The sequence below is a fragment of the Rhizobium sp. P40RR-XXII genome (genome assembly GCF_012641405.1).
GTDB lineage: Bacteria > Pseudomonadota > Alphaproteobacteria > Rhizobiales > Rhizobiaceae > Rhizobium.
The window spans coordinates 161,264-184,546 of the sequence record NZ_JABAII010000013.1 but is presented as its reverse complement, the minus strand read 5'-3'; the positions used below and the strand labels follow the sequence as shown (position 1 = coordinate 184,546).

Here is a 23,283-nt window from a genome sequence, read left to right as displayed (position 1 = left end):
ATGCGGTTGTCGCGGCCAGACGAGCCGCGCGTGCGCTCGTCACCAATGATGTGATGCGCTATCCGCGCCCACTGTTCGTCCCGAAGGATCAGACGATCCAAAACACCCATGACTGCCTCCAAAAGACCGTCTTGAATCTGATTCGCTCAGCCTTGGAAACCCAAGAGTCCACACCTCCTAACCGCGAGCGTCGGCGTGAAACGCGAATAAGAATATTAAGTGCTGAGGTCGCCATACCGGTCAGCTCATCATGAGCTTGTATCGGGTGACCGCAACGTCAATGGGGCCGCTTCAATACGATTAAATTGCCGCTTGTTCATTGCGCGTTGTCAGTAAGCTTCTGCTAGAGCCGATCCACTTTAATTGGGGTCATATCCCCATTCCGCGAAGCTCGCCAACAGTGTCTCATTGTGCCAAACACAACTATATTTTGAATTGGCTTGTCGGTAATGTGAATTTCAATTACTATGCAGATAGATCTTATGAAGGAGGAATTTCCTATGACGTCTCTGGCTGTAACAATGAAAGGTCAAGTCACTTTAAAGCGAGATTTGTTGCAGCACCTAGGCATCAAACCCGGAGAACGGATCGAATTCGACAAGCTCCCGGGCGGTGAGCTTCGAGTAAAGGCCGCCCGGCCAACCGGAACCATTGATAAATTCATCGGGCGGCATGCTGGCAAGATCAAAAAGCCGCTGACGATCAGTGAAATGAATGAGATTGCCGCCTCCGGCTGGGCAGGAGAAGAATGAAAATATCGGTCGATACGAATATCTTAGTTCGGGCTGTATTGCAGGACGATGCAAAGCAGGCGGAGACTGCCGGTAAACTTCTAAAAGAAGCGTCACTGATCGCCGTTTCCTTGCCGTGCCTATGTGAGCTCGTTTGGATACTGCGCCGTGGCGCCAGGTTATCAAAAGACGATATCGCCACGACAATCCGTGATTTGCTGGACGCGGGCAATGTCGTGATGAACCGTCCCGCGGTTGAGGCCGGCCTTGCGATCCTCGAAGCCGGCGGTGACTTTGCCGATGGTATCATGGCTTATGAGGGTAACTGGTTGGGCGGCGAAACCTTTGTCTCGTTTGATAAACAAGCGGTCGAATTGGTGACGCAGCAAGGACAGCCAGCACAGCTCGTGTCGTGACTAAAGGCCCCCACATATCTCCAGCGCGGGAACCCTTTTCTCAATCCACAGCGGATACAAAGAAGGCTCATCAGTATCACCCCGTCCCGACTGTCGATCCTAAAAGGTCGATCAGGAGCTTTACGGCATCAGGCGGCCGTCCCATATATCATTGTCCCATATCTAATTTTGGGCGCCGAAGCTCGCTCTTTCGGCGCCGCGCCGTTAGGTTCGAAATTTGCAGAGACGCCTCATGTCAGTTGGCGAAAAGCTCGCCTGCTTCCTGCCAGGCACGAAGCAGGGCAAACAGTTCCTCGCGATCCTTCTGATCGAGGCATGGCAGCCCCGGAACACGAACGGGGCCGACATTCAAGCCGGAGTAGGTCACCGCTTCCTTGACGACCGTGACATTGGCGCCGTTGCGGAACTTTGTGCGCATGCGCTCGAAGGGCTCGAGCTTGTCGACGATCGCGCGGGCGGCAGCAAAGTCTCCTTTCGCCAAGGCCGCGAGAACGGCAAGCGACAGCTTCGGTGCGACGTTGACGAGGCCGGAGGTGAAACCGCGCGCGCCGGCGGCTGCAAACGCCGGAGCCCAGCTTTCGGCGAGACCGCAGACGAACAGCGCGCCACTCGGATCTGAGGCGGCGATCGCTCGCGAAAGCAGCATCAGATCGGTCGTCGCGAACTTAATGCCGGCAATATTGCCGTGACCGGCCAGGCGAACCATGTCATCGACACTAAAGCCTTCGGCGCGGACATAGGCGACGAGCGGCAGGCGCGACGCCTCCGCCAGATCGTGGAAATAGTCGATCTGCGAAGCGGGGGCGGCGAAAGGATCCACCGGCTGATGCGACATCACGGCGGAGGCGCCGATCGAGGCGGCATCCTTGGCCATGCCAATTGCCTCGCGCAGGGAACGACCGATTGCCGCCGTCACCGGTGCCTTGCCGTCCACACCCTTTATCGCGGCTTCGTGGACGCGGCGGATTTCCTCGGGCGTGAGCGCATAGAATTCGCCTGTATTGCCTGCCGCGACGATGTTGTGAATGCCGGCTGCGGCCACGCGCTGGTAGACCTTGGCGGTCACCTGCGGTTCCACCTCGCCGCTTGCATCATAAGCCGTGACCGGAACACCGGATACGCCGGTCAACGCTTGCCGCATGGTCTCAATGCTCATCTTCCTACCCTTCATCACCCATCGAGGCGCAAGCGAGGAAGCTTGAAGAAGCCATCACCCCGCTCCAGCCTTATCCAATTCCTAAACGCCCTGGAACATGCGGGCGCGTGCATTCAATATGTGTCGCTTCATGGCATCATGCGCTTCGGTCTCCTGCCGCGCGAAGATCGCCTGCACGATGACGGCATGCTCGTCCTGAACGCTGCGGATCTGCTCTGGCGTCCGCTTGAGACTGAGACTGCGCGTCACCGAATGGCCGATGGCGAAGTGCGGCCTGAACAATTCGCGGACAGTGATATGGAACTGGTTGCCGGTGGCGATCGCAATCGCATCGTGCAGCTCCTGGTCCTCTTCCGCGCCGAGGCGGCCTTCGCCAAGACATTGTTCGATCTTTTGAAGCGCCGCCGTGATCCGCTCCTTGTCCTCCGGCTGCCAGTTGCGCGCCGCAAGCTCGGCGGCTTCCGCCTCGAGACCGGCACGAAATTCAAAAAAGCGCTGGACATCGGCGAGCGATCCCACGGGCACCATTTTCAGAACTGAAGAATCCGGCCTTTGGCGCACATAGGAACCGGACCCCTTGCGCGATACGATCAAGCCATCGGCACGCAGCCGCTCCAGAGCATCGCGCACCACGGGCCGCGACGCACCGAACATCTCCGCGAGCTTGGCTTCCGCCGGCAGTCTTTCATTCACCGGAAACTGTCCGTCCGCGATCATGGCGACGATCCTCTCATAGATGATGTCGCCGAAGCGCGTCGCGCCCGTACCGGGATCGTTGGCGACAGAGAGTTTCATCATCGTCCTTTTTGAATGCCGGCCAGCACCGGACATAGCGCATTTCCTGCGCGTCAGAGCTACTAAATCTGTAAAAATCTGTCAACTCTTGTAATTATCTGAGAACGTAATATGGTCTCGACGCTGCGCCAGAGGGGTGCAATGGCGACGGGTTGGGAGCTTGTCGCGTCGGCTCAGGGAAAACCCGGCCGCGGTTAAAATGGGAGGATTTGATGCGCGATGAAACAGTGTCCCGTGGCGTGAGCAGACGTGCCGTCCTCGGAGGCATGGCGGGAATGGCAGCCCTGTCTCTGGCCGGCCGCGTCAGCGCCGCCGATGCGGCCGGCGAGGCGCCTGCCTTGGCTGAACTCGTCAAGGGCGGCAAGCTGCCGCCACTGGCCGAGCGGCTACCGAAAAAGCCGATGGTGGTCACGCCTTACGAAAAGGTCGGCACGTATGGCGGTACGTTGCGGCGCGGCCTGCGCGGCTCTTCCGACCATAACGGCATCCTGCGCATGGTAGGCAACCAGAGCCTGGTGCGCTGGAATCTCGAATTCACCCAGGTTCTGCCGAATCTCGCCGAACGCTGGGACGTCAATGCCGACGCCTCGCAGTTCACCTTCTACCTCATCCAGGGCGCGCGCTGGTCGGACGGCCATCCTTTCACGGCCGACGATGTCGTTTTCGCCATCGAGGACTGCGTCAAGAATACCGATCTCTATAGTGCTGCGCCCGCGCAGCTCTCGGTCGCTGGCAAGGCCGTCGATGTCACGAAAATCGACGACCACACGGTGAAATTCACCTTCGCGGCACCGAACGCACTCTATCTGGAAAACCTTGCAACCCCGCTCGGCCAGCATCCGACGCTGTTTCCCAAGCACTATTGCAGTCAGTTCCTGCCGAAATACAATCCGAACGTTGCCGACGACGCGAAGAAGGCTGGCGCCAGCAGCTGGCCCGAATTTTTCCGCGCACGCTGCGGTGATATCGAGATCCCCTCGCGCTGGGGCAATCCGGACAAACCGACGCTCGATCCCTGGGTCGTCAAGGAGCCTTATACCGGCGGTGCCACCCGCGTCGTCATGACCCGCAATCCCTACTTCTGGCAGGTCGATACATCAGGCAACCAGCTTCCCTATGTCGACGAGATCAATTTCGGCATTTCGCAGGATGTCGAATCCCTGATGCTGAACGTCATCTCCGGCAAGATCGACATTCAGGAACGCCATATCAGCGTGCTCGCCAATAAGCCGACGCTCTCGCAGAACATGAAGAAGGGCGACTATCGCCTCCTAACTCTTGTCCCTTCGACCTCGCAGCAATGCCAGATCTATTTCAACATTACCCATAAAGATCCGGCCATGCGCAAGATGTTTGCCGACAAATCGGTCCGGCAGGCGCTCTCGCTCGGGATCAACCGGCAGGAAATCATCGACATCGTCTATTTCGGCCAGAGCCAGCCCTACCAGGCTGGACCGCGACCGGAGCACCCCTGGTACAATGAAAAATACGCCCGCCAATTCACCGATTACGATCCGGACAAGGCCGGCGCCATACTCGATCAGGCCGGCTACGGCAAGAAGGATGCGAACGGCTTTCGTCTGAGGCCGGACGGCCAGAAAATCTTCTTCGCCATCGATGTCATTCCGACCCTCTATCCCGATCTGGTCGATGCTCTCGAACTGGTGAAGGCACATTGGGCGCAGATCGGCGTCGACATGAAAGTCAACACGATCGAGCGCGCGCTCTACTACACTCGCGGTGACGACAACGCCCACGACGCCCAGGTGTGGCCGGGGCCTGGCGGCCTCGACCCCATGCTCGACCCGCGTGATTTCTTCGCCTTTCATCCGCAGGGTTCGCGCTACGCCATTCCGTGGTCGGTCTGGTACACATCGAACGGCAAGAAGGGCGAGGAACCGCCGGAAAGCCAGAAGAAGCGCATGAAGCTCTTCGACGAGGCACGTTCGACGGCGGATCTCGACAAGCGCGGCGCCGTCATGAAGCAGATCTTCGACATCGCCGCCGAAGAGTTTGAAACCGTTGGGCTTTGCCTTGCCGTCGGCGGCTTCGGCATTATCCGCAACAATCTGCACAATGTTCCAGAAAAGCAACCTGACAGCTGGTCCTGGCCCAACCCGGGACCGGCCATGCCGCAGCAATTCTTCTTCACCAGCTGACCACACCGATCAAGCGCCGCCTTGCATGGGCGGCGCTTTCCTTCATGCGGAGCTGCCCGTGGCAGCACTCACTGCGAGAAACAGCCATGCTGGTCTTCATCGGTAAACGCCTTTTGTGGATGATCCCATCCCTTTTCGCCATCAGCTTCCTGGCCTTCGTGCTGATCCAGCTGCCGCCTGGCGACTATGTGACAACCTATATCGCCACGCTCGCCTCGTCGAACGAAGTGGTCGACCAGAACACGGCCGCGCAGTTGCGCGAACGCTTCGGTCTCGACCAGCCGATGCTCATCCAATATCTGAAATGGATCTGGAACATCATTTCGCGCGGCGATTTCGGCATCTCCTTCGAATGGCAGCAACCGGTTTCCGGCCTGATTTGGGAGCGCATGGCGCTGACACTCGTGCTGGCGCTGGCAACCCTCGTCGCCACCTGGGCGATCGCCTTGCCGATCGGGGTCTATTCCGCCGTCAAGAAATATTCGATCGGCGACTATCTGTTCACCGCCTTCACCTTCCTTGGGCTCGCCATCCCGTCGTTCCTGCTGGCTCTGGTGCTGATGTATGTTGCGGCGGTCGAGTTCGGGCAGGATGTCGGCGGTCTGTTCTCCTCCGAATTCGAGACCGCGCCCTGGAGCATCGCCAAGATGCTGAACCTGCTGTCGCATATCTGGCTCCCCGTCATCATTCTCGCCGTCTCGTCAACAGCAAGCCTCATCCGCGTCATGCGTGCCAATATGCTGGACGAGCTGCCCAAGCCATATGTGACGACCGCCCGCGCGAAAGGCCTTTCGGAATTCCGGCTGCTGGTCAAATATCCGCTGCGCATCGCGCTCAACCCGTTCATCTCGACCATTGCCTGGCTGCTGCCCAACCTGATCTCGGGGTCCGTCGTGGTGGCGATCGTTCTCAACCTGCCGACAGCCGCACCGCTGCTGCTCCAGGCCCTGATGGCGCAGGACATGTATCTTGCCGGCGCCTTCGTGCTTTTGATCTGCGCACTGACGCTGATCGGGTCACTCATCAGTGACATTCTGCTCGCCCTTGTCGATCCCCGCATCCGGTTGGAATAGGAGCAGTCCATGGCCGACATTGCCGTTACAAACCTGCGTCCCGACCGCGCCGCCGTCGCCTCGCAATGGCAGCTGATCTGGTGGGCATTCCGTCGCCACAAGCTGGCCATGATCGCCCTCGTCGTCACCGTGATGATGTACATCGTTGCGATCGTGCCGGGCTTCTTTGCCATCAACGATCCCAATCAGCAAAATGCGCGCGCGACCTTCCACCCGCCGCAGCGCGTGCATTTCATCGATACTGCGAACGGCTTCTCCATCGGACTGCACTACTATCCGCTGAAGCTCACGCGCGACCCGGAAACGCTGGCGGCGATCTTCAAGGAAGATGCCAGCAAGCGGGTTTCCGTCACCTTGTTCGGGCGCGGCTACGAATATTCCGTGCTCGGGCTCTTCACGAGCAACATCCATCTGCTGGCATCCTCGGACAAGTCGACGCCGCTTCTTCTGTTCGGTGCGGATCGGCTCGGCCGCGACGTCTTCAGCCGCACCGTTCAGGGCTCACAAATCTCGCTGTCGATTGGTCTCGTCGGCGTGTTCTTTTCGCTTCTGCTTGGCATCGTTCTTGGAGGGATTTCAGGCTATTACGGCGGCAAGCTAGACTTCTTCATCCAACGCTTGATCGATTTCGTGCTGTCGCTGCCGACCATTCCGATCTGGCTTGCCATGGCGGCAGCCCTGCCGCAAGGCTGGCCGGCCGCGCTTCAATATATGATGATCACGATCATCCTGTCATTGACCGGCTGGGCGCAGCTTGCCCGTGTCGTGCGCGGTCGCTTCCTGTCGCTGCGAACGGAAGAATTCGTCGCCGCTGCCAGGCTGGATGGCGCCAGTGAGGGCCGCATCATCTTCCGCCATATGCTGCCGAGTTTCGCGAGCCACATCATCGCTTCCATCACGCTTGCCGTGCCGGCGATGATCCTGGCCGAGACCTCTCTTTCCTTCCTCGGGCTGGGACTGCAGCCGCCGACAATCTCCTGGGGCGTGCTGCTGCGCGAGGCGCAGAACATCCGCTCGATCGCAACGGCCCCATGGCTGTTCCTGCCGGGTGTCGCCGTGGTCGTCGCCGTCATGGCCCTGAACCTTCTCGGCGACGGCCTGCGCGACGCGGCCGATCCCTACAACAAATGAGGCGGGCATGACCGATATCGTTTCCATGAACACTGCCCGCCCGCTGCTGCAGGTCAAGAACCTGACCGTCGACTTCCCCTTGCGAACGGGCACTTTTCGCGCGGTCGACAACCTCTCCTTTGCCATCGAGCCCGGAAAGACGCTCTGTGTCGTCGGCGAAAGCGGCTCGGGCAAATCTGTCACCGCACGATCGATCCTGCAGATCGTCGACACCCCCGGCCGTATTACCGGTGGCTCGATCGTGCTGAATGGAGCCGGCGGCAGCTCGGTGGATCTCGTCAAGCTCAATCCGCGCGGTCGCCAGATCAGGGCAATCCGCGGGCGCGATATCGCCATGATCTTCCAGGAGCCGATGGCGTCGCTCTCGCCCGTCCACACGGTCGGCGACCAGATCATGGAAGCGCTGCGTCTCCATACGAAGATGAGCAAGGCGGAAGCGCGCGTCGAGGCCATTTCGCTTCTGAAGCAAGTGGAAATCCCCTCGCCGGAAAAGGCGGTGGACCGCTATGCGTTTCAATATTCGGGCGGCATGCGCCAGCGCGCCATGATCGCCATGGCGCTTGCCTGCAAGCCGCAGCTTCTGATCGCCGACGAGCCGACGACCGCGCTCGACGTGACGACACAGGCCGAAATCCTCGACCTCATCGCCCGGCTGCAGAAGGCCAGCGGCATGGCGGTGCTGTTCATCACCCATGACATGGGCGTTGTCGCGCAGATCGCCGACGACGTGCTCGTCATGCACAATGGTGTCGTCAGGGAATACGCGCCGGTCGAGCAGATCTTTCATGCGCCGAAGGATGATTATACGCGCATGCTGATCGGATCGGTGCTGAAGCTCGAAAGGAAGGCCGAAATCCGCCTTGCGCGGCCGCCGCTCGACAGATCCGCGGCGCCGATCCTCGAATTGCGCAACGTGTCCATGGCCTTCGGCGAGGTTCACGCTCTCAATGATGTCTCGATCTCGCTTCTGCCGCGCGAAACGCTTGGGATCGTCGGCGAGAGCGGATCCGGCAAAACGACGATGGGCCGCTCAATCATGCGCCTCATCGACCCGACCGCCGGAGAGATCCTTTATCGCCGCCCCGAGGGCGAGGTCACCGATCTTGCGAGCGCCAAGGGACCGGCTCTGGCTTCGGCCCGCCGCGAACTGCGCATGGTGTTCCAGGACCCCTTCGGCTCCCTCAATCCGCGCATGACCGTCTCGCAGATCATCGGCGAACCATTGCTCGTCAACGGCATCGCCAAAGGCCGGGCACTCGATGAGCGCGTCTGCCATCTGATGGAACAGGTCGGGCTTGATCCAAGGGCGCGCGAGCGCTATCCGCATGCCTTTTCCGGCGGCCAGCGCCAGCGTATCGGTATCGCCCGCGCCATCACGCTTAATCCGCGCGTGATCGTCGCCGATGAGGCGACCTCCGCGCTCGACGTCTCCGTGCGCTCCCAGGTGCTTGATCTTTTGATGCGCCTGCAGGACGAACTTGGTCTCGCCTATATCTTCATCAGCCATGATATCGGCGTCATCCGCTATATGTGCGACCGCGTCGGCGTCATGTACAAGGGGCGCCTCGTTGAGGTCGGCGATGCCGACAAGGTCTGCAATTCACCCGAACATGCCTATACGCAGGCGTTGATCTCGGCGATCCCGCGTCCCGACCCGCGCGATCGGGATCGCTCGCGGCGCTTCCGTTATGTCGAGCCAGAAACCGTGAAGAACGGCAGTGCCGCGTGAGGGGTCTGTCGACATAGCCACGGCAACCCATTCGCCACGGATCCGACGTCCGCTCGGCACGGCAACGTTTTCCCAACCCGCGGCATCTCCCATGCCGCATTCATGTCAATCGATAGAAGGAAGGTAAGATGAAAATCGACCGCATGCGGGTGTTCATGACCCGCGACAAGGACCGGCCACGCGTCATCGTGGCGCTGGATACGGATGACGGACTGACGGGCTGGGGCGAATGCTACAATCACGGCCCCGATTTGGCACTGCCGCCGCTGCTCGACTATCTCTATGGCTTCATCGCCGGCCAGGATCCAAGCCGCATCGACTATCTCGTCAACCTGTTGATCCAGCAGAGCCGCTTCCCGCCCGGCGCGCTTGGCCTTTCGGCGATCTCGGCGCTCGATCATTGCCTTTGGGATCTCTCGGCCAAAGCCCTCAATGTCCCGGTCTACAAGCTGCTCGGCGGCGCGGTACGAGATCGCGTCAAGGTCTATGCCGGCGTCTATACGGCACCGGATGCACCGGCGGCACGCGACGAGCTCGACCGCTTGAACGCCGAATGGGGCTTTACCGCCTTCAAGCTCAGCCCCTGGCGCATCGATATGCATGCCCATCGCTGGGGCAATGTCGTCAAGGCATCGGCCGATTATTTCCGCTCGCTGCGCGAAACCGTGCGCGACGATTATGAGATCGCCTTCGATGCGCATGCCAAAATCTTCGAGCCGGTCGCCGCGCGGCAGCTCGGCAATGCGCTGGCTCCCTATGATCCGCTCTTCTACGAGGAACCGCTGCGCCCTGAGAATATCGAAATGTGGGGCGAGCTGAAACAAGGCCTCAACTGCGTGCTGGCAACCGGCGAGTCCCTCTATAACCGCAACGAATTCCTGCGGCTGCTGCAGGTCAAGGGTGCCGACCTCATCCAGCCCGACATCTGCGTCGTCGGCGGCATCAGCGAGATGCGGCGCATCGCGACGATCGCCGAGGCGCATTTCGTCGGTGTTGCTCCGCATAATCCGATGGGTCCGCTCGCAACAGCCGTCAACGTGCACTTCTCGGCCGCCGCGCAGAATTTCAAGATCCTCGAATACCGGCTGCCGAAGGGCCAGGCCTATGTCTATGGCGGCAACGAGGTCGAGCAGCGACAGGGCGAAACCCGTTATGTCGTCGATCCTTATCTGCCGAAGGATGGCTATCTCGAGCTTAGGCCCGACCGCCCCGGCTGGGGCGTCGACATGGATGAGAAGGCTATGGAAGAGGAAGGTTATATCCATTGGCAAAGACGCGTGCCTAAGCGTCCGGACGGTTCCTACGCCTTTGCATGACAATCTCTGGCGATCTTAATCGCTCAGCCGCCAATTCAAAAATGGAACCGCTGGATTTTGCGGTTCCATTTTTTTGCCATGACCGCAGTTGGCTCTAAGCGGACTAAATGGGCGGCGCATCTCTAATCGGCGAGCGCTTAGGGTCCGCTGGTTTCGTTATTTCTTCTTCTCTTGATCGTGATGCCACTTGATGGCGAAGAACATGCCGGTGCCTAACACGAGAACCTTGAACGCAATGAAGACTATAGGGAACCAATCCCACATTTTGGATATTTCCAGACTATTACTTGACGCTAACTACCGCGAGGAGCACTACCCCAAAACTGCTGCATACGACATCAGCCATGTTGACGCAGATGAGATCACAACATTCCCATCACACGGCATAAGTGGGCTAGCTAGCCCCATGTTTCCGGACAGGGTGTTTAACCTAACAAGGTGGTGACCGCTCCTGGCTCATAGCTGCCATCGCGGCCGATGGTGGGCCGATTCCAAAGTACTTTGCTCATGGTAAAATAGTGCTTGAATGCCTGGGAACGCCCGCCGTCCTTTTCCCCAAGGCGGGTGATCGCCTGACTTCGCTCGTATTCACTTCAGGCGCGCCGCACTTACATCGCCAAGATCGTCTCGCCTCGGCGTGCGCGGCACCATGCGTCCGACGATGAAAACCAATAGTGCCGCAGCCAGCAGGCAAGCGGCAAGGAAGAACATCGGCGCGATCGTGCTTCCGGTGGAATCCTTGATCCAAGGAACGACGTTCTGCGCAATGAAACCGCCGAGATTGCCGACGGAATTGATTGCGGCAAGGCCGGCGGCGGCGCCCGCGCCCTGAAGGAAGCGTGACGGCAAGCTCCAGAAGACCGGCTGGCCGGCGAAGATGCCGGCGGCGGCAATGCAGAGGAAAGCAAACTGCAGCGTATGATCGGGAATGACAGCGGACAAGACCAGGCTTATGGCACCGATCAAGGCGGGAATGACGATGTAGGGCGTTTTCGATTCCGCCTTGTCCGCCGCTGCCGGCACTGCATAAAGGGCGACCGCGACCAGAAGCCAGGGAATGATGTTGAGGAAGCCGTTCGTCGTGTTGCTGACGCCGAAATTCTTCACGATGGTCGGCAGCCAGTAGCTGAGCCCGTAGGCGGCGAGCGGAAAGCCGACATAGCAAAGCGCCATCAGCAGTACGCGCGGATTGATAAGCGCCTTGAAGCCGTCGGCGGCATTTTGCTCCATGGCCGAATTTTCGACCGCGAGCCGATCTTCAAGCCAGCGCTTTTCCGTGTCGTCGAGAAAGGTCGCCTTGGCGGGCAGGTCCGGCAGGTAAAACAGGGTGACGAAGCCGGCGATGATCGCGGGAACGCCCGTCACGAGGAAGACCCATTGCCAGCCGGCGATGCCATAAAGCCCGTTGAGGTCCAGCAGCACGCCGCCGAGCGGCGCACCGATCGCATTGGCAAAGGCGCTGAAGATCATGAAAAGCCCGACCATGGTGCCGCGATAGGCCGAAGGATACCAAAGGGTCAGAAGATAGAGCACACCGGGAAAGAAGCCTGCCTCGCAGGCACCGAGCAGGAAGCGAAGGATATAGAACATCGTGGCGTTCTGCGTATAGGCGAGCGCGACCGTGACCACGCCCCAGGATATCAGGATACGCGCGAACCATCTGCTCGCTCCGAATCTGTCGAGAAGCAGGTTGCTCGGTACTTCGAAGATGAAATAGCCGATGAAGAACAGCGAGGCGCCGAGACCATAGGCATATTCGCTCATGCCGAGATCGCCGACCATCTGCAGCTTTGCGTAACTGACGTTCTGGCGATCGATATAGGCAATCAGATAAAGGATCCCCAGGAAAGGCATGAGCCTCCAGGTGATCTTGGATATAAGTTGCTTTTCATCAATCACGCCGCGTCCTCCCTGGGAGATGGTTCTGATTGATGTAGATAGTGCAACTCTTCGTTTATCAATGCATTGGTGGATAAGCTTGGCCACCGCCCATGGACTTGTGGCCGGAGAGCAACAGGCGAGCCGACGTCTTCAAGGCGAGACGGCGAAGTGGCTTCGCATTCTTATCTCAAGCGACGCGTTCGAACTGGGTGCGGATATGCTCGATATAGTGCTGGCCGGGTGAAGGCGCCTTCACCATGGCTAAGGCAGCCTTTTGCGGAACACCGGCAAATTGGCGCTCCTCGCCGTTTCTGAAACGGATGTAGAGTCGCCCGTCGTCCGGGCGGAAGAAAACGGATTTAATGATTTTTGATGAAACAGAAAGCTCTTGCATGGATCACCCTTACCTCTGGCCGGGTTATCGCACGAAAACCGAAATATTGGGTGAAGTGAGCTAGTTAACGAAGAATACAGTTATATCGGCGGATTTTATCGATCGCCACGCCGGGTCCTACGGGTCCTTTGGCAAGGCATCGTCAGCGTAGAGCGCTGCGAATTCCGCACTTGGTGGTATCGGCTTGATAACGTCGATCAGAACGCCATTCGGATCGGCCGTGATGAAGTGGCGCTGCCCGAAAGCCTCGTTTCGAATGGCACGCAAGATCGGCAAGCCGACCTCCTGCACGCGGCTATAGACCGCATCGACATCCTCCACTTCGAAGTTGAGCAACAGCCCCGCCACCCGGCCGCGCGCCTGCGCCGGGATTGTCTCATGCCGCCCATCCAGGATGGCGAGATTGATGCGGCCATCCTCAACCGATTGCAAATGCGCGTACCAATCGCTGGCAAAGCTTTCCTGAAAACCGAAATGCTCGATGTAGAAGGCCGCAGTTTCCGCGACGCGCTCGGTCATGATGACCGGATAGTAGCTCGTGACCTTCATGCTTCCCATCTCCTCCCAAAAGACATACAATCTGCCTGTATTTCTGAATAACATACAGGCTGCATGCATGCAAGACTATCGCTCCAATCGGGAAAGAACCGAAAAGACCAAGGCTGCGCTTATCGCGGCGGCGCGCGCATTGTTCGTGGAGAAAGGCTATGCCGAGACATCGACGCCGGAGATCGTCGCTGCGGCCGGCATCACCCGCGGTGCGCTCTATCATCACTTCGAGGACAAACGTGCGCTGTTTCGCGCCGTCGTCAGGGAGGAAGCCCTGGCGGTGACGCGCGCGATCGAACAGGCGACGCCGGAACAACTTGCGCCACGCAACGCTCTGATTGCCGGCAGCAACGCCTATCTCGATGCGATGCGCGTTACCGGCCGTACCCGGCTTCTGCTGATCGAAGGGCCGACAGTGCTCGGCCTTGCGGAGATGAAGCAATTGGACGAGGAAACGACCACCCTCACCCTGAAGCAAGGATTGGAGGCAGCCCTCGGTCACGGCCATGGGCCGGACACTCCCGTCGAGGCGCTTGCGGATATCCTATCGGCCGCGTTCGATCGGGCGGCGCTTGCCGTCGATGCCGGCGGCGACGCAAGACGTTATCGCATCGCCATTGCACATATGATCGAACATATCGCCGGCTGATATGCTTGCTTGCCAAGTCGCAACCGATCAAAGCTTGCGGAACAATTGAATACCGGCCGCTCGGACTGTTTATGGGTGTAGGCGGCAAACAGATATCAGGCGTATTCGCATATTATTTGGGCACGCCTGTTGCTTGACACTTTTTTAGCCCCCTTCTATGATTTTTACCAAATGATCAAAAAGTAGGGGAACTTAAAAATGACCAATGAAATCATACTGTCGCGCCGTGCCGTCATAGCATCCGGCATCGCGCTCGGCGTCAGTGCGCTGGCGCCGGCCGCTCGCGCCGCCGCGCCGCTCAAGGTGGCGGGCATACACGCCTCACCGGTCGAAAATGCCTGGAATTCTTGTCTTCACAAGGCGCTGCAGGACGCCGCCAAGGAAGGTGTGATCGAATACGTCTTTTCCGAGGGTGTTTCGGGCACGGACTACCCCCGCGCGATGCGCGAATATGCCGAACAGGGCAACAAGCTGATCATCGGTGAAGCCTATGCCGTAGAGAAGGAAGCACGCCAGGTTGCCGCCGACTATCCGGACACGGCCTTCGTTCTTGGGTCCAGCGGCGAAGCCGCAGGCGGCAATTTCGGCGTCTTCGGCACCTGGAACTATGACGGCGCCTATCTCGCCGGGATGCTGGCGGGCAAGATGACCAAGTCCAATATCGTCGGCTCCGTCGGCGCCATCCCGATCCCCGAAGTCAACATGCTGATCAATGCGTTTGCTGCCGGCGTCAAGGCGGTCAATCCCAACTGTAAGCATCTCGTCTCCTTTATCGGCACCTTCTTCGATCCCCCGAAGGCGCGCGAAGCCGGCCTCGCCCAGATCGACGCCGGCGCCGACGTTCTCTTTGGCGAACGCATCGGCACAGCCGATGCCGCCAAGGAGCGTCACATCAAATCGGTGGGATCTCTGATCGACTACACGCCGCGTTATCCCGATACCGTCTTTGCCAATGCCATGTGGTATTTCCGTCCTATTCTCAACGCAGCGATCGCCGATGTCGCCGCCGGCAAGCCGGTCGGCCGCAACTACACGGCCTACGGCCTGATGAAGGAAGGCGGCAGCGATATCGTCTATGTCAAGGGCGTGGCGCCGGCGGAGGCGGAAGCTGCGATGGAGAAGGTTCGCGCCGACATCAAGGCCGGTACCTTCGAAGTGCCGAAGGTACCGGATCAGCCGAAGTAACCGTCCGGCTCGATCATGGGCAATCCGTCGTTCGCAGATGCCACGGAGCTGGCCGGCGCCATCAAGTCCGGCAAGCTTGCCTGCATGGATGTCATGCGGGCAGCCATTGCCGCCTGCGCCAGATACGAAACGCTTGGTGCCACCGCCTATCTGGATCCTGAAATGGGGCTTGCTGCCGCACAGGCCATGGATCAGGAGGCATCGGCGCGGCCCGAGCGGTTTGCGATGCGACCGTTTGCAGGCGTCCCAACCCTTGCCAAGGACCTCGGCGGCCCCTTTGCGGGGCTGCCGGTGACGGCTGGTTCTCGCCTGTTCAGCCGCACGGGCAAAGGCGCGGACAGCGATCTGGCAGAGCGTTTTCGCAAGGCCGGCCTCTGCACCTTCGGGTTAAGCACCAGCCCGGAATTCGGCCTCTCGCTCGCTTCCGAGCCGGCGATCGGCCCGATCTGCCGAAACCCCTTGGATCGAAGCAGAACTGCCGGGGGATCATCAGGAGGTGCTGCGGCCGCAGTTGCGGCCGGCATCGTTGCGATCGCCCATGCGACGGATGCCGGCGGCTCGATCCGCGTGCCGGCTGCCTGTTGCGGCCTGGTTGGGTTGAAGCCGACGCGCGGCGCGGTTCCAGCGGGTCCCTCCTTCGGAAATCATCTTGGCGGCATCGCCAGCGAACTCGCCGTCACTCGCTCGGTACGCGATACCGCGCGGATATTCGATGCCGTGCGCGGTCGAACAAAGGGGCCATTCGCCGGTATCGCCGAGCCCTCGCCCAAGACGGGCCGACTTCGGATCGGTCTCCTTGCGGACACCGGAAAGCACTACCCCATCGCAGCCGATCGGGTCCAAGCTGTGGAAGCAGCAGCCAGTTTTTTCGAAAAGCAGGGAAACGAGCTGGTATCCCTTCGTTGGGACGAGATGGAAAGCGCCGTTCGGGCCAGTTCCCGCGCCTTTGGCGACATCATTTCCGTCAATATTGCCGGCTTGGTCGAGGACCTCGAGCTGGACATGCTGGCGGCCGAGGCGATGACGCAGGCGTTCGTCATGCGCGGACGCGCCATGGCGGCCACGGCACTTTGGCATTCCCTCAATGGCGCTGTTCAGGCCAGTCGGGTTCTTTGGGAAATCTTCGACAGGGTGGATGTCATCGTCATGCCCATGCTCGCCTCGGCGCCGCCACCCGTCGGCTCCTTCCCGACGGATCATTCGGACACCGAATTGCACCTTGAGCGCATGACGTCCTTCGCCCCGCTTGCCTCGCTCGCCAACATATCCGGCTTTCCGGCACTGACACTTCCTTTCGGTGAAGATGCAGAAGGATTGCCGCTGCCGATCCAGATGATGGCACCCATGGGAGAAGAGGCCCTGCTATTGCAGCTTGCATCGACGCTTGAGGCCGAGCAACGATGGCAGCATCGCTATCCGATCGCAGGCTTTCGGGCATGACCATCCCTGTCCTCACGATCGAAGGTGTCAGCAAGCGCTTCGGTAGCACCATTGCCAACGACAACATCTCCTTGTCTTTGGCGAAGGGCGAGATCGTTGCCTTGCTCGGCGAGAACGGTGCCGGCAAGACGACGCTGATGAGCATCCTCTTCGGGCATTATGTGCCCGATGCCGGGCGTATCCTCATCGACAACGAGGAATTGCCGCAAGGCAAGCCGCGTGCGGCGATCCGGGCCGGCGTCGGCATGGTGCATCAACATTTCTCGCTCGCGCCAAACTTGACCGTGCTCGAGAACATCATGACGGGCACCGAGAGGCTATGGTCGCTCAGGTCTCAAACGACGGCTGCCCGTGGCAAGCTCCTGGCGATCGCCGAACGCTTCGGCCTGAAGGTCGATCCCGATGCGCGCCTTGGCGATCTCTCGGTCGGCGAGCAGCAGCGGGTGGAAATCCTCAAGGCGCTTTATAACGATGCGCGCATCCTGATCCTCGACGAGCCGACTGCCGTTCTTACGCAAATCGAGGCGGAAAAGCTCTTTTTGACGCTGAAGCAGATGGCCGCGCAAGGCCTGTCTCTCATCTTCATTTCTCACAAACTCGATGAAGTCATGGCCACGGCCGATCGCATCGTCGTCCTGCGTGGTGGCAAGGTCGCGGCTGAGCGGTTGGCATCTCAGACCAGCAAGGCCGAACTCGCGGAGCTTATGGTCGGACATCGCGTGACCCGACCGACCCGCGAGGAAAGCATGCCGGGCGACATTGCCCTGGAAGCTCGCGATATCACCGTGAAAAGCGGCGGTGTCGAGCGATTGAAGAGCATCCACTTTCATGTCCGTGCCGGCGAGGTTCTGGGAATCATTGGCGTATCGGGCAACGGCCAGGCGAGCTTGGGCCAAATCCTTTCCGGCACGTTGAACCGCTCATCCGGCGAACTTCTTTTATTCGGCAGGCCCGTCGGCGATCTCGACGTGGCCGCAATCATCGACGCTGGCATTGGACGCATTCCGGAAGACCGCAACCGCGATGGCGCGATAGGCGAAATGGCGATCTGGGAAAACGCCGTGCTCGAGCGCCTGTCCTCCTATTCGAAACACGGCCTGGTCGACCGCAGCGCCGGCATGGCCTTCGCGCAAAAGATCATTGAGGCATTCGATGTGCGCGGTGGTAGCGCCGCCAGCCGCACCAGGCTGCTGTCAGGCGGAAACATGCAAAAGCTGATCCTCGGCCGCAATCTCTTTGAACGCCCGCGTATCCTCATTGCGGCACAGCCGGCGCGCGGACTGGACGAAGGGGCGGTCGCCGCCATTCACGGGCGTATTCTGGAAGCACGCCGGCAAGGCACCGCCGTATTGCTCATCTCGGAGGACCTCGATGAAGTCATTGCGCTCGCCGATCGCATTCAGGCGATCGTCGGCGGCCGCCTTTCAGCACCGATCGATGCCGGTGAGGCCGATGCACGCCTGCTGGGCCTGATGATGGCCGGGGAATGGAAAGAAAACAGCGGGACCGAACATGCGATTTGAACGGCGCGAACACCGTCCACTCTACATGATGATCCTCGCTCCCCTGTTCGCGATCATCGCGGCGCTCGCTTTGGCCGGCATCCTGATTGCGATTGCCGGCGCGCCGGTGCTCGAAGCCTATCGGCGGATCCTGCTCGGCGCCTTCGGCTCGCGACTTTCGGCAACGGAAACGCTCACCCGCGCAACGCCGTTGATCCTGACCGGGCTCGCCGCCGCAGTCGCCTTTCGTGCCCGTCTCTGGAATATCGGCGCCGAGGGGCAATTCTATTTCGGTGCCATTGCTGTTGCGGCCTTCGGCTCGAAAATGCTCGCCGGCTTGCCCAGCCCGATCCTCATTCCGCTCTTGATGATCATCGGCGCCCTTGCCGGGGCCATTCTGATCCTCGTGCCACTATGGCTGCGGCTGCGATTTTCCGTCGATGAGGTCGTCACCAGCCTGATCCTGAATTTCATTGCCGTTCTCTTCGTCTCCATACTGATCGATGGTGTATTGAAGGACCCGACGGCATTCGGCTGGCCGCAATCCCAGGCCCTTGCCGACCACGCCATGCTGCCGAAGCTGATCGCCCGATCGCGCCTTCATATCGGCTTTGCAATTGCAATCGTCATCGCCGCAATCGTCTATTTCGTCCAGTCGCGCACCGTCTTCGGTATGCAATCGCGAGCAGCCGGCCTCAACCCTTCTGGCGCTGCCTTTGCCGGCGTTCGCCTCGGCGCGACGCTCGTCAAGGTCGCCTGTCTTTCGGGTGGCCTTGCCGGCCTTGCCGGTGCCATCGAAGTGATGGGGGTCAAAGGCTATGTGACCACCGATCTGTCGCCCGGCTTCGGTTATGCCGGCATTGTCGTTGCCATGCTGGCAAACCTCAATCCGCTCGGCGTCGTCCTTGCGGCGATCTTCACCGCAACGATGTTCGTCGGCGCCGATGGCATGAGCCGCAGCCTCGGCATTCCCACCTACATTGCCGACGTCACGGTCGCCCTATCGCTGCTGACCATGCTGATCGCGTTGTTCTTCACGCAGTACAGGATCCGCCGATGAGCACGCTGGTCGACATCATTGCTTCAGCCGGACTCTGGGCCGCCGTGCTGCGGATTGCCACGCCACTGATCTTCGGCACGCTCGGCGCACTTCTTTGCGAGCGGGCCGGCGTTCTCAATCTCGGCATCGAGGGCATCATGACCTTCGGCGCGATGATCGGCTGGCTCTCCGTCTATCACGGCGCCGATCTTTGGACCGGCCTTCTCGTCGCGGCAATCGCCGGCGGCATTTTCGGGCTTCTGCATTCGGCGCTGACGGTAACGCTCGGCTTGTCGCAGCATGTTTCGGGGCTCGGCGTCACGCTTTTCGCCTCCAGTTTCAGCTACTATATCTTCCGGCTGATCGTGCCCGTCGCCGGAACACCGCCGACCATTATGCCTTTCCAGCCGATCGCCATTCCCGAACTTTCCAACCTGCCCTTCATAGGGCCCGCCCTCTTCACCCAGACGGCACCGACCTATCTGGCGATCCTGGTGGCACTCGTCATGGCCTACCTCATGTTCCGCACACCGGTCGGGCTTGCGATCCGCATGACCGGTGAAAACCCGCATGCTGCGGAGGCTCAGGGCGTCAACCCGATGAGGATCCGCTACGGTGCCGTCATTGCCGGCAGCGCGTTGATGGGCATGGGCGGCGCGTTCCTGACCTTGTCCGCCTTCAACAGCTTCTTTCCGACCATGGTGCAAGGGCGCGGCTGGATCTGCATCGCGCTGGTCGTCTTTTCGTCCTGGCGGCCGGGCCGGGCGCTGTTCGGCGCCCTACTTTTTGCCTTCTTCGACGCTTTCCAGCTGCGCCTGCAGACCGCGGTGCAGGGCGTGCCCTATCAGATTTTCCTGATGACGCCATACATCCTGTCCATCGTCGCACTCGCCGTCATGAGCCGGCGAGCCCGTGTGCCGCAGGCGTTGATGCAAGCTTATCGCCGTGGCGAAAGATAATCCGAGGAGCCTTTCATGTTCGATCTGATCATTCGCAATGCCAATCTGCCCGATGGCCGCAAAGCCATCGATATCGCGGTCAAGGACGGCAAAATCGCTGCCGTGGAAGCATCGATCACAACCGAGGCAAGGGAAGAGATCGACGCGACCGACCGGCTGGTGAGCCCGCCCTTTGTCGATCCGCATTTCCATATGGATGCCACGCTTTCGCTCGGCCTGCCGCGCATGAACGTTTCCGGCACGCTTCTGGAGGGCATTGCACTTTGGGGAGAGTTGCGCCCGATCGTGACGAAGGAAGAACTAGTGGATCGTGCGTTGCGCTACTGCGATCTCGCCGTGACGCAAGGGTTGCTGTTCATTCGCAGTCATGTCGACACGTCCGATCCCAGGCTGGTGACGGCTGAGGCGCTTCTGGAGGTGAAGGAACGGGTCAAGCCCTATATCGATCTGCAGCTCGTCGCCTTCCCGCAGGATGGGTATTACCGCGCCAAGGACGGTGTCGCTTCTCTTGAGCGTGCGCTCGACATGGGCGTCGACATCGTCGGCGGCATTCCGCATTTCGAACGTACGATGGACGAAGGCAGAGCCTCGGTCGAAGCACTTTGCAGAATTGCGGCCGATCGCGGTCTTCCCGTCGACATGCATTGCGACGAGACCGACGATCCCATGTCCCGCCATATCGAGACGCTCGCGGCGGAAACCATCCGCTTCGGATTGCAGGGACGCGTTGCCGGATCGCACCTGACCTCGATGCATTCGATGGACAATTATTACGTCTCCAAGCTTATCCCCCTGATGGCGGAAGCAAGAATCAATGTCATTCCCAACCCATTGATCAACATCATGCTGCAAGGCCGCCATGACACCTATCCCAAGCGTCGCGGCATGACCCGCGTGCGTGAGTTGATGGACGCCGGCCTCAACGTCTCCTTCGGCCATGACTGCGTGATGGATCCCTGGTATTCGATGGGCTCGGGCGACATGCTCGAAGTCGGCCATATGGCCATCCACGTCGCGCAGATGGCCGGCATCGAAGACAAGAAGAAGATCTTCGACGCGCTCACCGTCAACTCCGCCAAGACGTTGGGACTTGAAGGCTACGGCCTCGAGAAAGGCTGCAACGCCGATTTCGTGGTGCTGCAAGCCGTCGACACGCTGGAGGCGCTGCGCCTGAAACCCAATCGTCTTGCCGTCATCAAGCGCGGCAAGGTCATCGCCCGCTCAGCGCCACGTATCGGTGAGCTTTTCCTCGATGGCAGACCATCGCGGATCGATAGCGGGCTCGATTACGTTCCTCTCCGGAAATAACTTTCTTTTTTCAAATGCGTGAGCAGCGGGATAATTTCGTCGCTCAACGAAGCGATTGCCTCTGTGGCGCACATGCTTTGCAATTTCGGCAACGGGCAACGAAACACTCAAAAAGTTCCTCTTCTTGGACGAGGCAAAATGAGAAATTGTACCTTAAGATTTTTGACCTATGCTAGGTCAAGCTGGCCTCGAACGGCTTGACATCCAAGCAAAAGACGACATTTTTCGCCGCCTGCTACGCATGAGACGTTATTCATACAGCAATATCATCTTGATAGCTTCTCATCTTCCAAAATTAATGTTGTCGGATTGTCTGCCTAAAGAATCCCTATGGCTCCCATTTACCAAAACAATATGGTTGACGCGGCACCCGCAAGCATCACGATCAGGCACAACAAGCGTCTATATATTTTTTGGACGCTCTCCGAGGGATCGCGGCAATACTGGTGGCGCAGCGACATATTTCGGAAACTTTTGGCGGCGAGCCATTTCAATCAAGCTATCTGGCCGTTGATTTTTTCTTCGTCCTGAGCGGTTTTGATCGTGTCCCATGTCATTTTCACCCTGATTTTCATTTCGCGGTGACCCATCAAAACCGTCGCAAATCCTTGCGGCGCAGCGCATTATGCATATTGGCCTTGGTTCGCCGCAACGGAAAGCGGTCAAGAGGAGGTGCCACTAACAGGTGGTCGTTCTACCGGATGGAATAGGCATGGCCTGTGCGCTTCAGTCAGGTGCCGAGTCATCGTGGCACAAAAGCATGTGCGTGCCGTCATCGCGGCCCAATTGATCCGGTGGCCCCTTCAGCAACGCCTGCAGCGCGGCCCGCAAGTCGTCGTCACCAACGCTCTCAACCGCGGCGCCATGACGCAGAAACGCATGGGCAAGCAGAGCGTCGCGGCCTCTGCGGCATGCCCTATCCTGCATTTCAGCGGATGTTGATCAAGCAGTCGGACGGAACTTTCAGCATTATCCGTTTTTAATAGGTGCTTTCATTGAACCAACGTTGAAATTGAGCATAGGAAGACCTATAGTCCGCGCTGAAGAGGATTTGACCATGCCCAGAGCCGCCGCAGAGAATACGACCCGATTCCCTATGCAGATACCACCAGCCGAAAAGGCTAGGTTGATGCGTGCGGCTGCACTTGAGCGAACCAGCCTCAAGGACTTCGTGCTGCGCAATGCGCTATTGGCGGCCGAGGCCGTGATCGAGAAAGCCGAGCGAGTCAATCTCGATGAAGAGCAGACACGCTTCATGCTAGATCTGCTGGAGAATCCGCCGAAGCCGAACACTAAGCTGCAGGCGGCGGCTCGTTCGCTCGCGACCCGCAAATGACGCTTCTGGACTGGCGCGAGGAGCCGATTTCCAGGAAGCATAATCGCAAAGGCTTTGACTGCGGTCAGGCGGATCTCAACGACTTCTTGACGAAATATGCCCGTCAAGCGCACGGGAGCGGCGCTTCCAAGACGTTCGTAGCGGTCGACGATGACGACGGTACGACGATCTATGGTTTCTATACGCTCAGCCCCGCGCAGGTCGAATTCGATCTCACGCCAGAGAGGGCACGGCCGGCTGGCGGGGGACGACATCCGGTCGGCGGGTTCCGGCTTGGCCGGCTCGCAGTGAGCACGTCGCTGCAGGGTCGGGGTCTCGGTGGCGAATTGCTGATCGCAGCCGCACGCCGCTGCATTCAGGCATCAGTGCAGGTTGGCGGATCATTGCTGCTGATTGACGCCAAGGATAAGCGGGCGGCCGAATGGTATAAATCCTACGGGGCTCTCGAAATCCCGAAGACACCGCTCGCACTGGTTCTACCCTATTCTGTGATCATCGACGTCATGGAGCGAGCAGGCAAACCGGTCCTGTAACA

The 23,283-nt window shown here is 59.6% G+C and carries 22 protein-coding genes and 1 pseudogene; 17 read left to right on the top strand and 6 right to left on the bottom strand.

From position 1 onward, the window contains the following. Window positions 1-110, bottom strand: a pseudogene (locus tag HGP16_RS23260) (IS5/IS1182 family transposase); the annotation flags it as partial. Between the two features lie 390 nt (window positions 111-500). On the opposite strand from HGP16_RS23260, the gene HGP16_RS23255 reads away from it, so the two are divergent. Both HGP16_RS23255 and HGP16_RS23250 read left to right on the top strand, forming a co-directional pair. Continuing rightward, a complete protein-coding gene (locus tag HGP16_RS23255; protein ID WP_168842352.1) occupies window positions 501-752 on the top strand; it encodes an AbrB/MazE/SpoVT family DNA-binding domain-containing protein in 252 nt (83 codons plus the stop codon). After that, window positions 749-1,147 carry a type II toxin-antitoxin system VapC family toxin gene (locus HGP16_RS23250; protein WP_168842351.1) on the top strand — a complete coding sequence of 133 codons (399 nt, stop codon included), beginning with the start codon at window positions 749-751 and terminating at the stop codon, window positions 1,145-1,147. Before HGP16_RS23255 ends, HGP16_RS23250 begins: the two co-directional genes overlap by 4 nt. 235 nt (window positions 1,148-1,382) lie before the next feature. Here the strand turns inward: HGP16_RS23250 and HGP16_RS23245 are convergent, their stop codons facing one another. Together HGP16_RS23245 and HGP16_RS23240 are read right to left on the bottom strand one after the other, a co-directional pair. Beyond that, window positions 1,383-2,303: a dihydrodipicolinate synthase family protein gene (locus HGP16_RS23245; RefSeq protein WP_168842350.1), complete on the bottom strand. Its 921-nt coding sequence runs from the start codon at window positions 2,301-2,303 to the stop codon at window positions 1,383-1,385. Window positions 2,304-2,384: 81 nt separating this feature from the next. Beyond that, window positions 2,385-3,098 carry a FadR/GntR family transcriptional regulator gene (locus HGP16_RS23240; protein ID WP_168842366.1) on the bottom strand — a complete coding sequence of 238 codons (714 nt, stop codon included), beginning with the start codon at window positions 3,096-3,098 and terminating at the stop codon, window positions 2,385-2,387. 212 nt (window positions 3,099-3,310) lie between these two features. Between HGP16_RS23240 and HGP16_RS23235 the strand changes: the two genes are divergently transcribed. From HGP16_RS23235 to HGP16_RS23215, 5 genes are all read left to right on the top strand, one after another. Continuing rightward, a complete protein-coding gene (locus HGP16_RS23235; RefSeq protein WP_168842349.1) occupies window positions 3,311-5,257 on the top strand; it encodes an ABC transporter substrate-binding protein in 1,947 nt (648 codons plus the stop codon). Window positions 5,258-5,343: 86 nt separating this feature from the next. Then, the gene (locus tag HGP16_RS23230; protein ID WP_168842348.1) at window positions 5,344-6,330 is read left to right on the top strand and encodes an ABC transporter permease; all 987 of its coding nucleotides are present in this window, start codon (window positions 5,344-5,346) and stop codon (window positions 6,328-6,330) included. 9 nt (window positions 6,331-6,339) lie between these two features. Continuing rightward, window positions 6,340-7,461 (top strand): ABC transporter permease, encoded by a 1,122-nt coding sequence (locus HGP16_RS23225; protein ID WP_168842347.1) that lies wholly within the window; start codon window positions 6,340-6,342, stop codon window positions 7,459-7,461. 7 nt (window positions 7,462-7,468) lie between these two features. Next, complete coding sequence (locus HGP16_RS23220) at window positions 7,469-9,190, top strand: ABC transporter ATP-binding protein (RefSeq protein ID WP_168842346.1); 1,722 nt, start codon at window positions 7,469-7,471, stop codon at window positions 9,188-9,190. 128 nt (window positions 9,191-9,318) lie between these two features. Next, window positions 9,319-10,506, top strand: coding sequence for a galactarate dehydratase (locus HGP16_RS23215; RefSeq protein ID WP_168842345.1), 1,188 nt, complete (start codon window positions 9,319-9,321; stop codon window positions 10,504-10,506). 588 nt (window positions 10,507-11,094) lie between these two features. On the opposite strand, the gene HGP16_RS23210 is transcribed toward HGP16_RS23215, so the two are convergent. The 3 genes from HGP16_RS23210 to HGP16_RS23200 all read right to left on the bottom strand — a co-directional run bounded on the left by HGP16_RS23210 (window position 11,095) and on the right by HGP16_RS23200 (window position 13,330). Further along, window positions 11,095-12,405, bottom strand: a complete 1,311-nt coding sequence (locus tag HGP16_RS23210) for an MFS transporter (RefSeq protein WP_168842344.1) — start codon at window positions 12,403-12,405, stop codon at window positions 11,095-11,097. A gap of 169 nt (window positions 12,406-12,574) precedes the next feature. Next, on the bottom strand, window positions 12,575-12,781 hold the full coding sequence (locus HGP16_RS23205; RefSeq protein ID WP_168842343.1) for a KTSC domain-containing protein: 207 nt from the start codon (window positions 12,779-12,781) through the stop codon (window positions 12,575-12,577). 117 nt (window positions 12,782-12,898) lie between these two features. Then, window positions 12,899-13,330, bottom strand: a complete 432-nt coding sequence (locus HGP16_RS23200; protein WP_168842342.1) for a VOC family protein — start codon at window positions 13,328-13,330, stop codon at window positions 12,899-12,901. 67 nt (window positions 13,331-13,397) lie between these two features. Here HGP16_RS23200 and HGP16_RS23195 point away from each other — a divergent pair, with 67 nt between their 5' ends. The 10 genes from HGP16_RS23195 to HGP16_RS23150 all read left to right on the top strand — a co-directional run bounded on the left by HGP16_RS23195 (window position 13,398) and on the right by HGP16_RS23150 (window position 23,281). Next, on the top strand, window positions 13,398-13,979 hold the full coding sequence (locus HGP16_RS23195; protein ID WP_168842341.1) for a TetR/AcrR family transcriptional regulator: 582 nt from the start codon (window positions 13,398-13,400) through the stop codon (window positions 13,977-13,979). Between the two features lie 198 nt (window positions 13,980-14,177). After that, window positions 14,178-15,164, top strand: coding sequence for a BMP family protein (locus tag HGP16_RS23190; RefSeq protein ID WP_168842340.1), 987 nt, complete (start codon window positions 14,178-14,180; stop codon window positions 15,162-15,164). 15 nt (window positions 15,165-15,179) lie between these two features. After that, window positions 15,180-16,604 carry an amidase gene (locus HGP16_RS23185; protein WP_168842339.1) on the top strand — a complete coding sequence of 475 codons (1,425 nt, stop codon included), beginning with the start codon at window positions 15,180-15,182 and terminating at the stop codon, window positions 16,602-16,604. Beyond that, complete coding sequence (locus tag HGP16_RS23180; protein ID WP_168842338.1) at window positions 16,601-18,127, top strand: ABC transporter ATP-binding protein; 1,527 nt, start codon at window positions 16,601-16,603, stop codon at window positions 18,125-18,127. Before HGP16_RS23185 ends, HGP16_RS23180 begins: the two co-directional genes overlap by 4 nt. After that, window positions 18,117-19,166, top strand: a complete 1,050-nt coding sequence (locus tag HGP16_RS23175; protein WP_168842337.1) for an ABC transporter permease — start codon at window positions 18,117-18,119, stop codon at window positions 19,164-19,166. The genes HGP16_RS23180 and HGP16_RS23175 overlap by 11 nt, the downstream gene beginning before the upstream one ends. Continuing rightward, window positions 19,163-20,104, top strand: coding sequence for an ABC transporter permease (locus HGP16_RS23170; RefSeq protein ID WP_168842336.1), 942 nt, complete (start codon window positions 19,163-19,165; stop codon window positions 20,102-20,104). The genes HGP16_RS23175 and HGP16_RS23170 overlap by 4 nt, the downstream gene beginning before the upstream one ends. Window positions 20,105-20,119: 15 nt before the next feature. Continuing rightward, window positions 20,120-21,412, top strand: a complete 1,293-nt coding sequence (locus tag HGP16_RS23165; RefSeq protein WP_168842335.1) for an amidohydrolase family protein — start codon at window positions 20,120-20,122, stop codon at window positions 21,410-21,412. Window positions 21,413-22,159: 747 nt separating this feature from the next. Next, entirely contained in the window at window positions 22,160-22,354 is a 195-nt protein-coding gene (locus HGP16_RS23160; protein WP_168842334.1) for a hypothetical protein, read from the top strand. Window positions 22,355-22,469: 115 nt separating this feature from the next. Next, window positions 22,470-22,748 carry a DUF1778 domain-containing protein gene (locus HGP16_RS23155; protein WP_168842333.1) on the top strand — a complete coding sequence of 93 codons (279 nt, stop codon included), beginning with the start codon at window positions 22,470-22,472 and terminating at the stop codon, window positions 22,746-22,748. Further along, window positions 22,745-23,281 carry a GNAT family N-acetyltransferase gene (locus HGP16_RS23150; RefSeq protein WP_168842332.1) on the top strand — a complete coding sequence of 179 codons (537 nt, stop codon included), beginning with the start codon at window positions 22,745-22,747 and terminating at the stop codon, window positions 23,279-23,281. The genes HGP16_RS23155 and HGP16_RS23150 overlap by 4 nt, the downstream gene beginning before the upstream one ends. Window positions 23,282-23,283 lie beyond the last annotated feature (2 nt).

What these genes read in the sequence shown, in the direction of transcription:
- HGP16_RS23255 (WP_168842352.1), top strand. Translation starts at nt 501, where the DNA reads ATGACGTCTCTGGCTGTAACAATGAAAGGTCAAGTCACTTTAAAGCGA.
- HGP16_RS23250 (WP_168842351.1), top strand. Translation starts at nt 749, where the DNA reads ATGAAAATATCGGTCGATACGAATATCTTAGTTCGGGCTGTATTGCAG.
- HGP16_RS23245 (WP_168842350.1), bottom strand. Translation starts at nt 2,303, where the DNA reads ATGAGCATTGAGACCATGCGGCAAGCGTTGACCGGCGTATCCGGTGTT.
- HGP16_RS23240 (WP_168842366.1), bottom strand. Translation starts at nt 3,098, where the DNA reads ATGAAACTCTCTGTCGCCAACGATCCCGGTACGGGCGCGACGCGCTTC.
- HGP16_RS23235 (WP_168842349.1), top strand. Translation starts at nt 3,311, where the DNA reads ATGCGCGATGAAACAGTGTCCCGTGGCGTGAGCAGACGTGCCGTCCTC.
- HGP16_RS23230 (WP_168842348.1), top strand. Translation starts at nt 5,344, where the DNA reads ATGCTGGTCTTCATCGGTAAACGCCTTTTGTGGATGATCCCATCCCTT.
- HGP16_RS23225 (WP_168842347.1), top strand. Translation starts at nt 6,340, where the DNA reads ATGGCCGACATTGCCGTTACAAACCTGCGTCCCGACCGCGCCGCCGTC.
- HGP16_RS23220 (WP_168842346.1), top strand. Translation starts at nt 7,469, where the DNA reads ATGACCGATATCGTTTCCATGAACACTGCCCGCCCGCTGCTGCAGGTC.
- HGP16_RS23215 (WP_168842345.1), top strand. Translation starts at nt 9,319, where the DNA reads ATGAAAATCGACCGCATGCGGGTGTTCATGACCCGCGACAAGGACCGG.
- HGP16_RS23205 (WP_168842343.1), bottom strand. Translation starts at nt 12,781, where the DNA reads ATGCAAGAGCTTTCTGTTTCATCAAAAATCATTAAATCCGTTTTCTTC.
- HGP16_RS23200 (WP_168842342.1), bottom strand. Translation starts at nt 13,330, where the DNA reads ATGAAGGTCACGAGCTACTATCCGGTCATCATGACCGAGCGCGTCGCG.
- HGP16_RS23195 (WP_168842341.1), top strand. Translation starts at nt 13,398, where the DNA reads ATGCAAGACTATCGCTCCAATCGGGAAAGAACCGAAAAGACCAAGGCT.
- HGP16_RS23190 (WP_168842340.1), top strand. Translation starts at nt 14,178, where the DNA reads ATGACCAATGAAATCATACTGTCGCGCCGTGCCGTCATAGCATCCGGC.
- HGP16_RS23185 (WP_168842339.1), top strand. Translation starts at nt 15,180, where the DNA reads ATGGGCAATCCGTCGTTCGCAGATGCCACGGAGCTGGCCGGCGCCATC.
- HGP16_RS23180 (WP_168842338.1), top strand. Translation starts at nt 16,601, where the DNA reads ATGACCATCCCTGTCCTCACGATCGAAGGTGTCAGCAAGCGCTTCGGT.
- HGP16_RS23175 (WP_168842337.1), top strand. Translation starts at nt 18,117, where the DNA reads ATGCGATTTGAACGGCGCGAACACCGTCCACTCTACATGATGATCCTC.
- HGP16_RS23170 (WP_168842336.1), top strand. Translation starts at nt 19,163, where the DNA reads ATGAGCACGCTGGTCGACATCATTGCTTCAGCCGGACTCTGGGCCGCC.
- HGP16_RS23165 (WP_168842335.1), top strand. Translation starts at nt 20,120, where the DNA reads ATGTTCGATCTGATCATTCGCAATGCCAATCTGCCCGATGGCCGCAAA.
- HGP16_RS23155 (WP_168842333.1), top strand. Translation starts at nt 22,470, where the DNA reads ATGCCCAGAGCCGCCGCAGAGAATACGACCCGATTCCCTATGCAGATA.
- HGP16_RS23150 (WP_168842332.1), top strand. Translation starts at nt 22,745, where the DNA reads ATGACGCTTCTGGACTGGCGCGAGGAGCCGATTTCCAGGAAGCATAAT.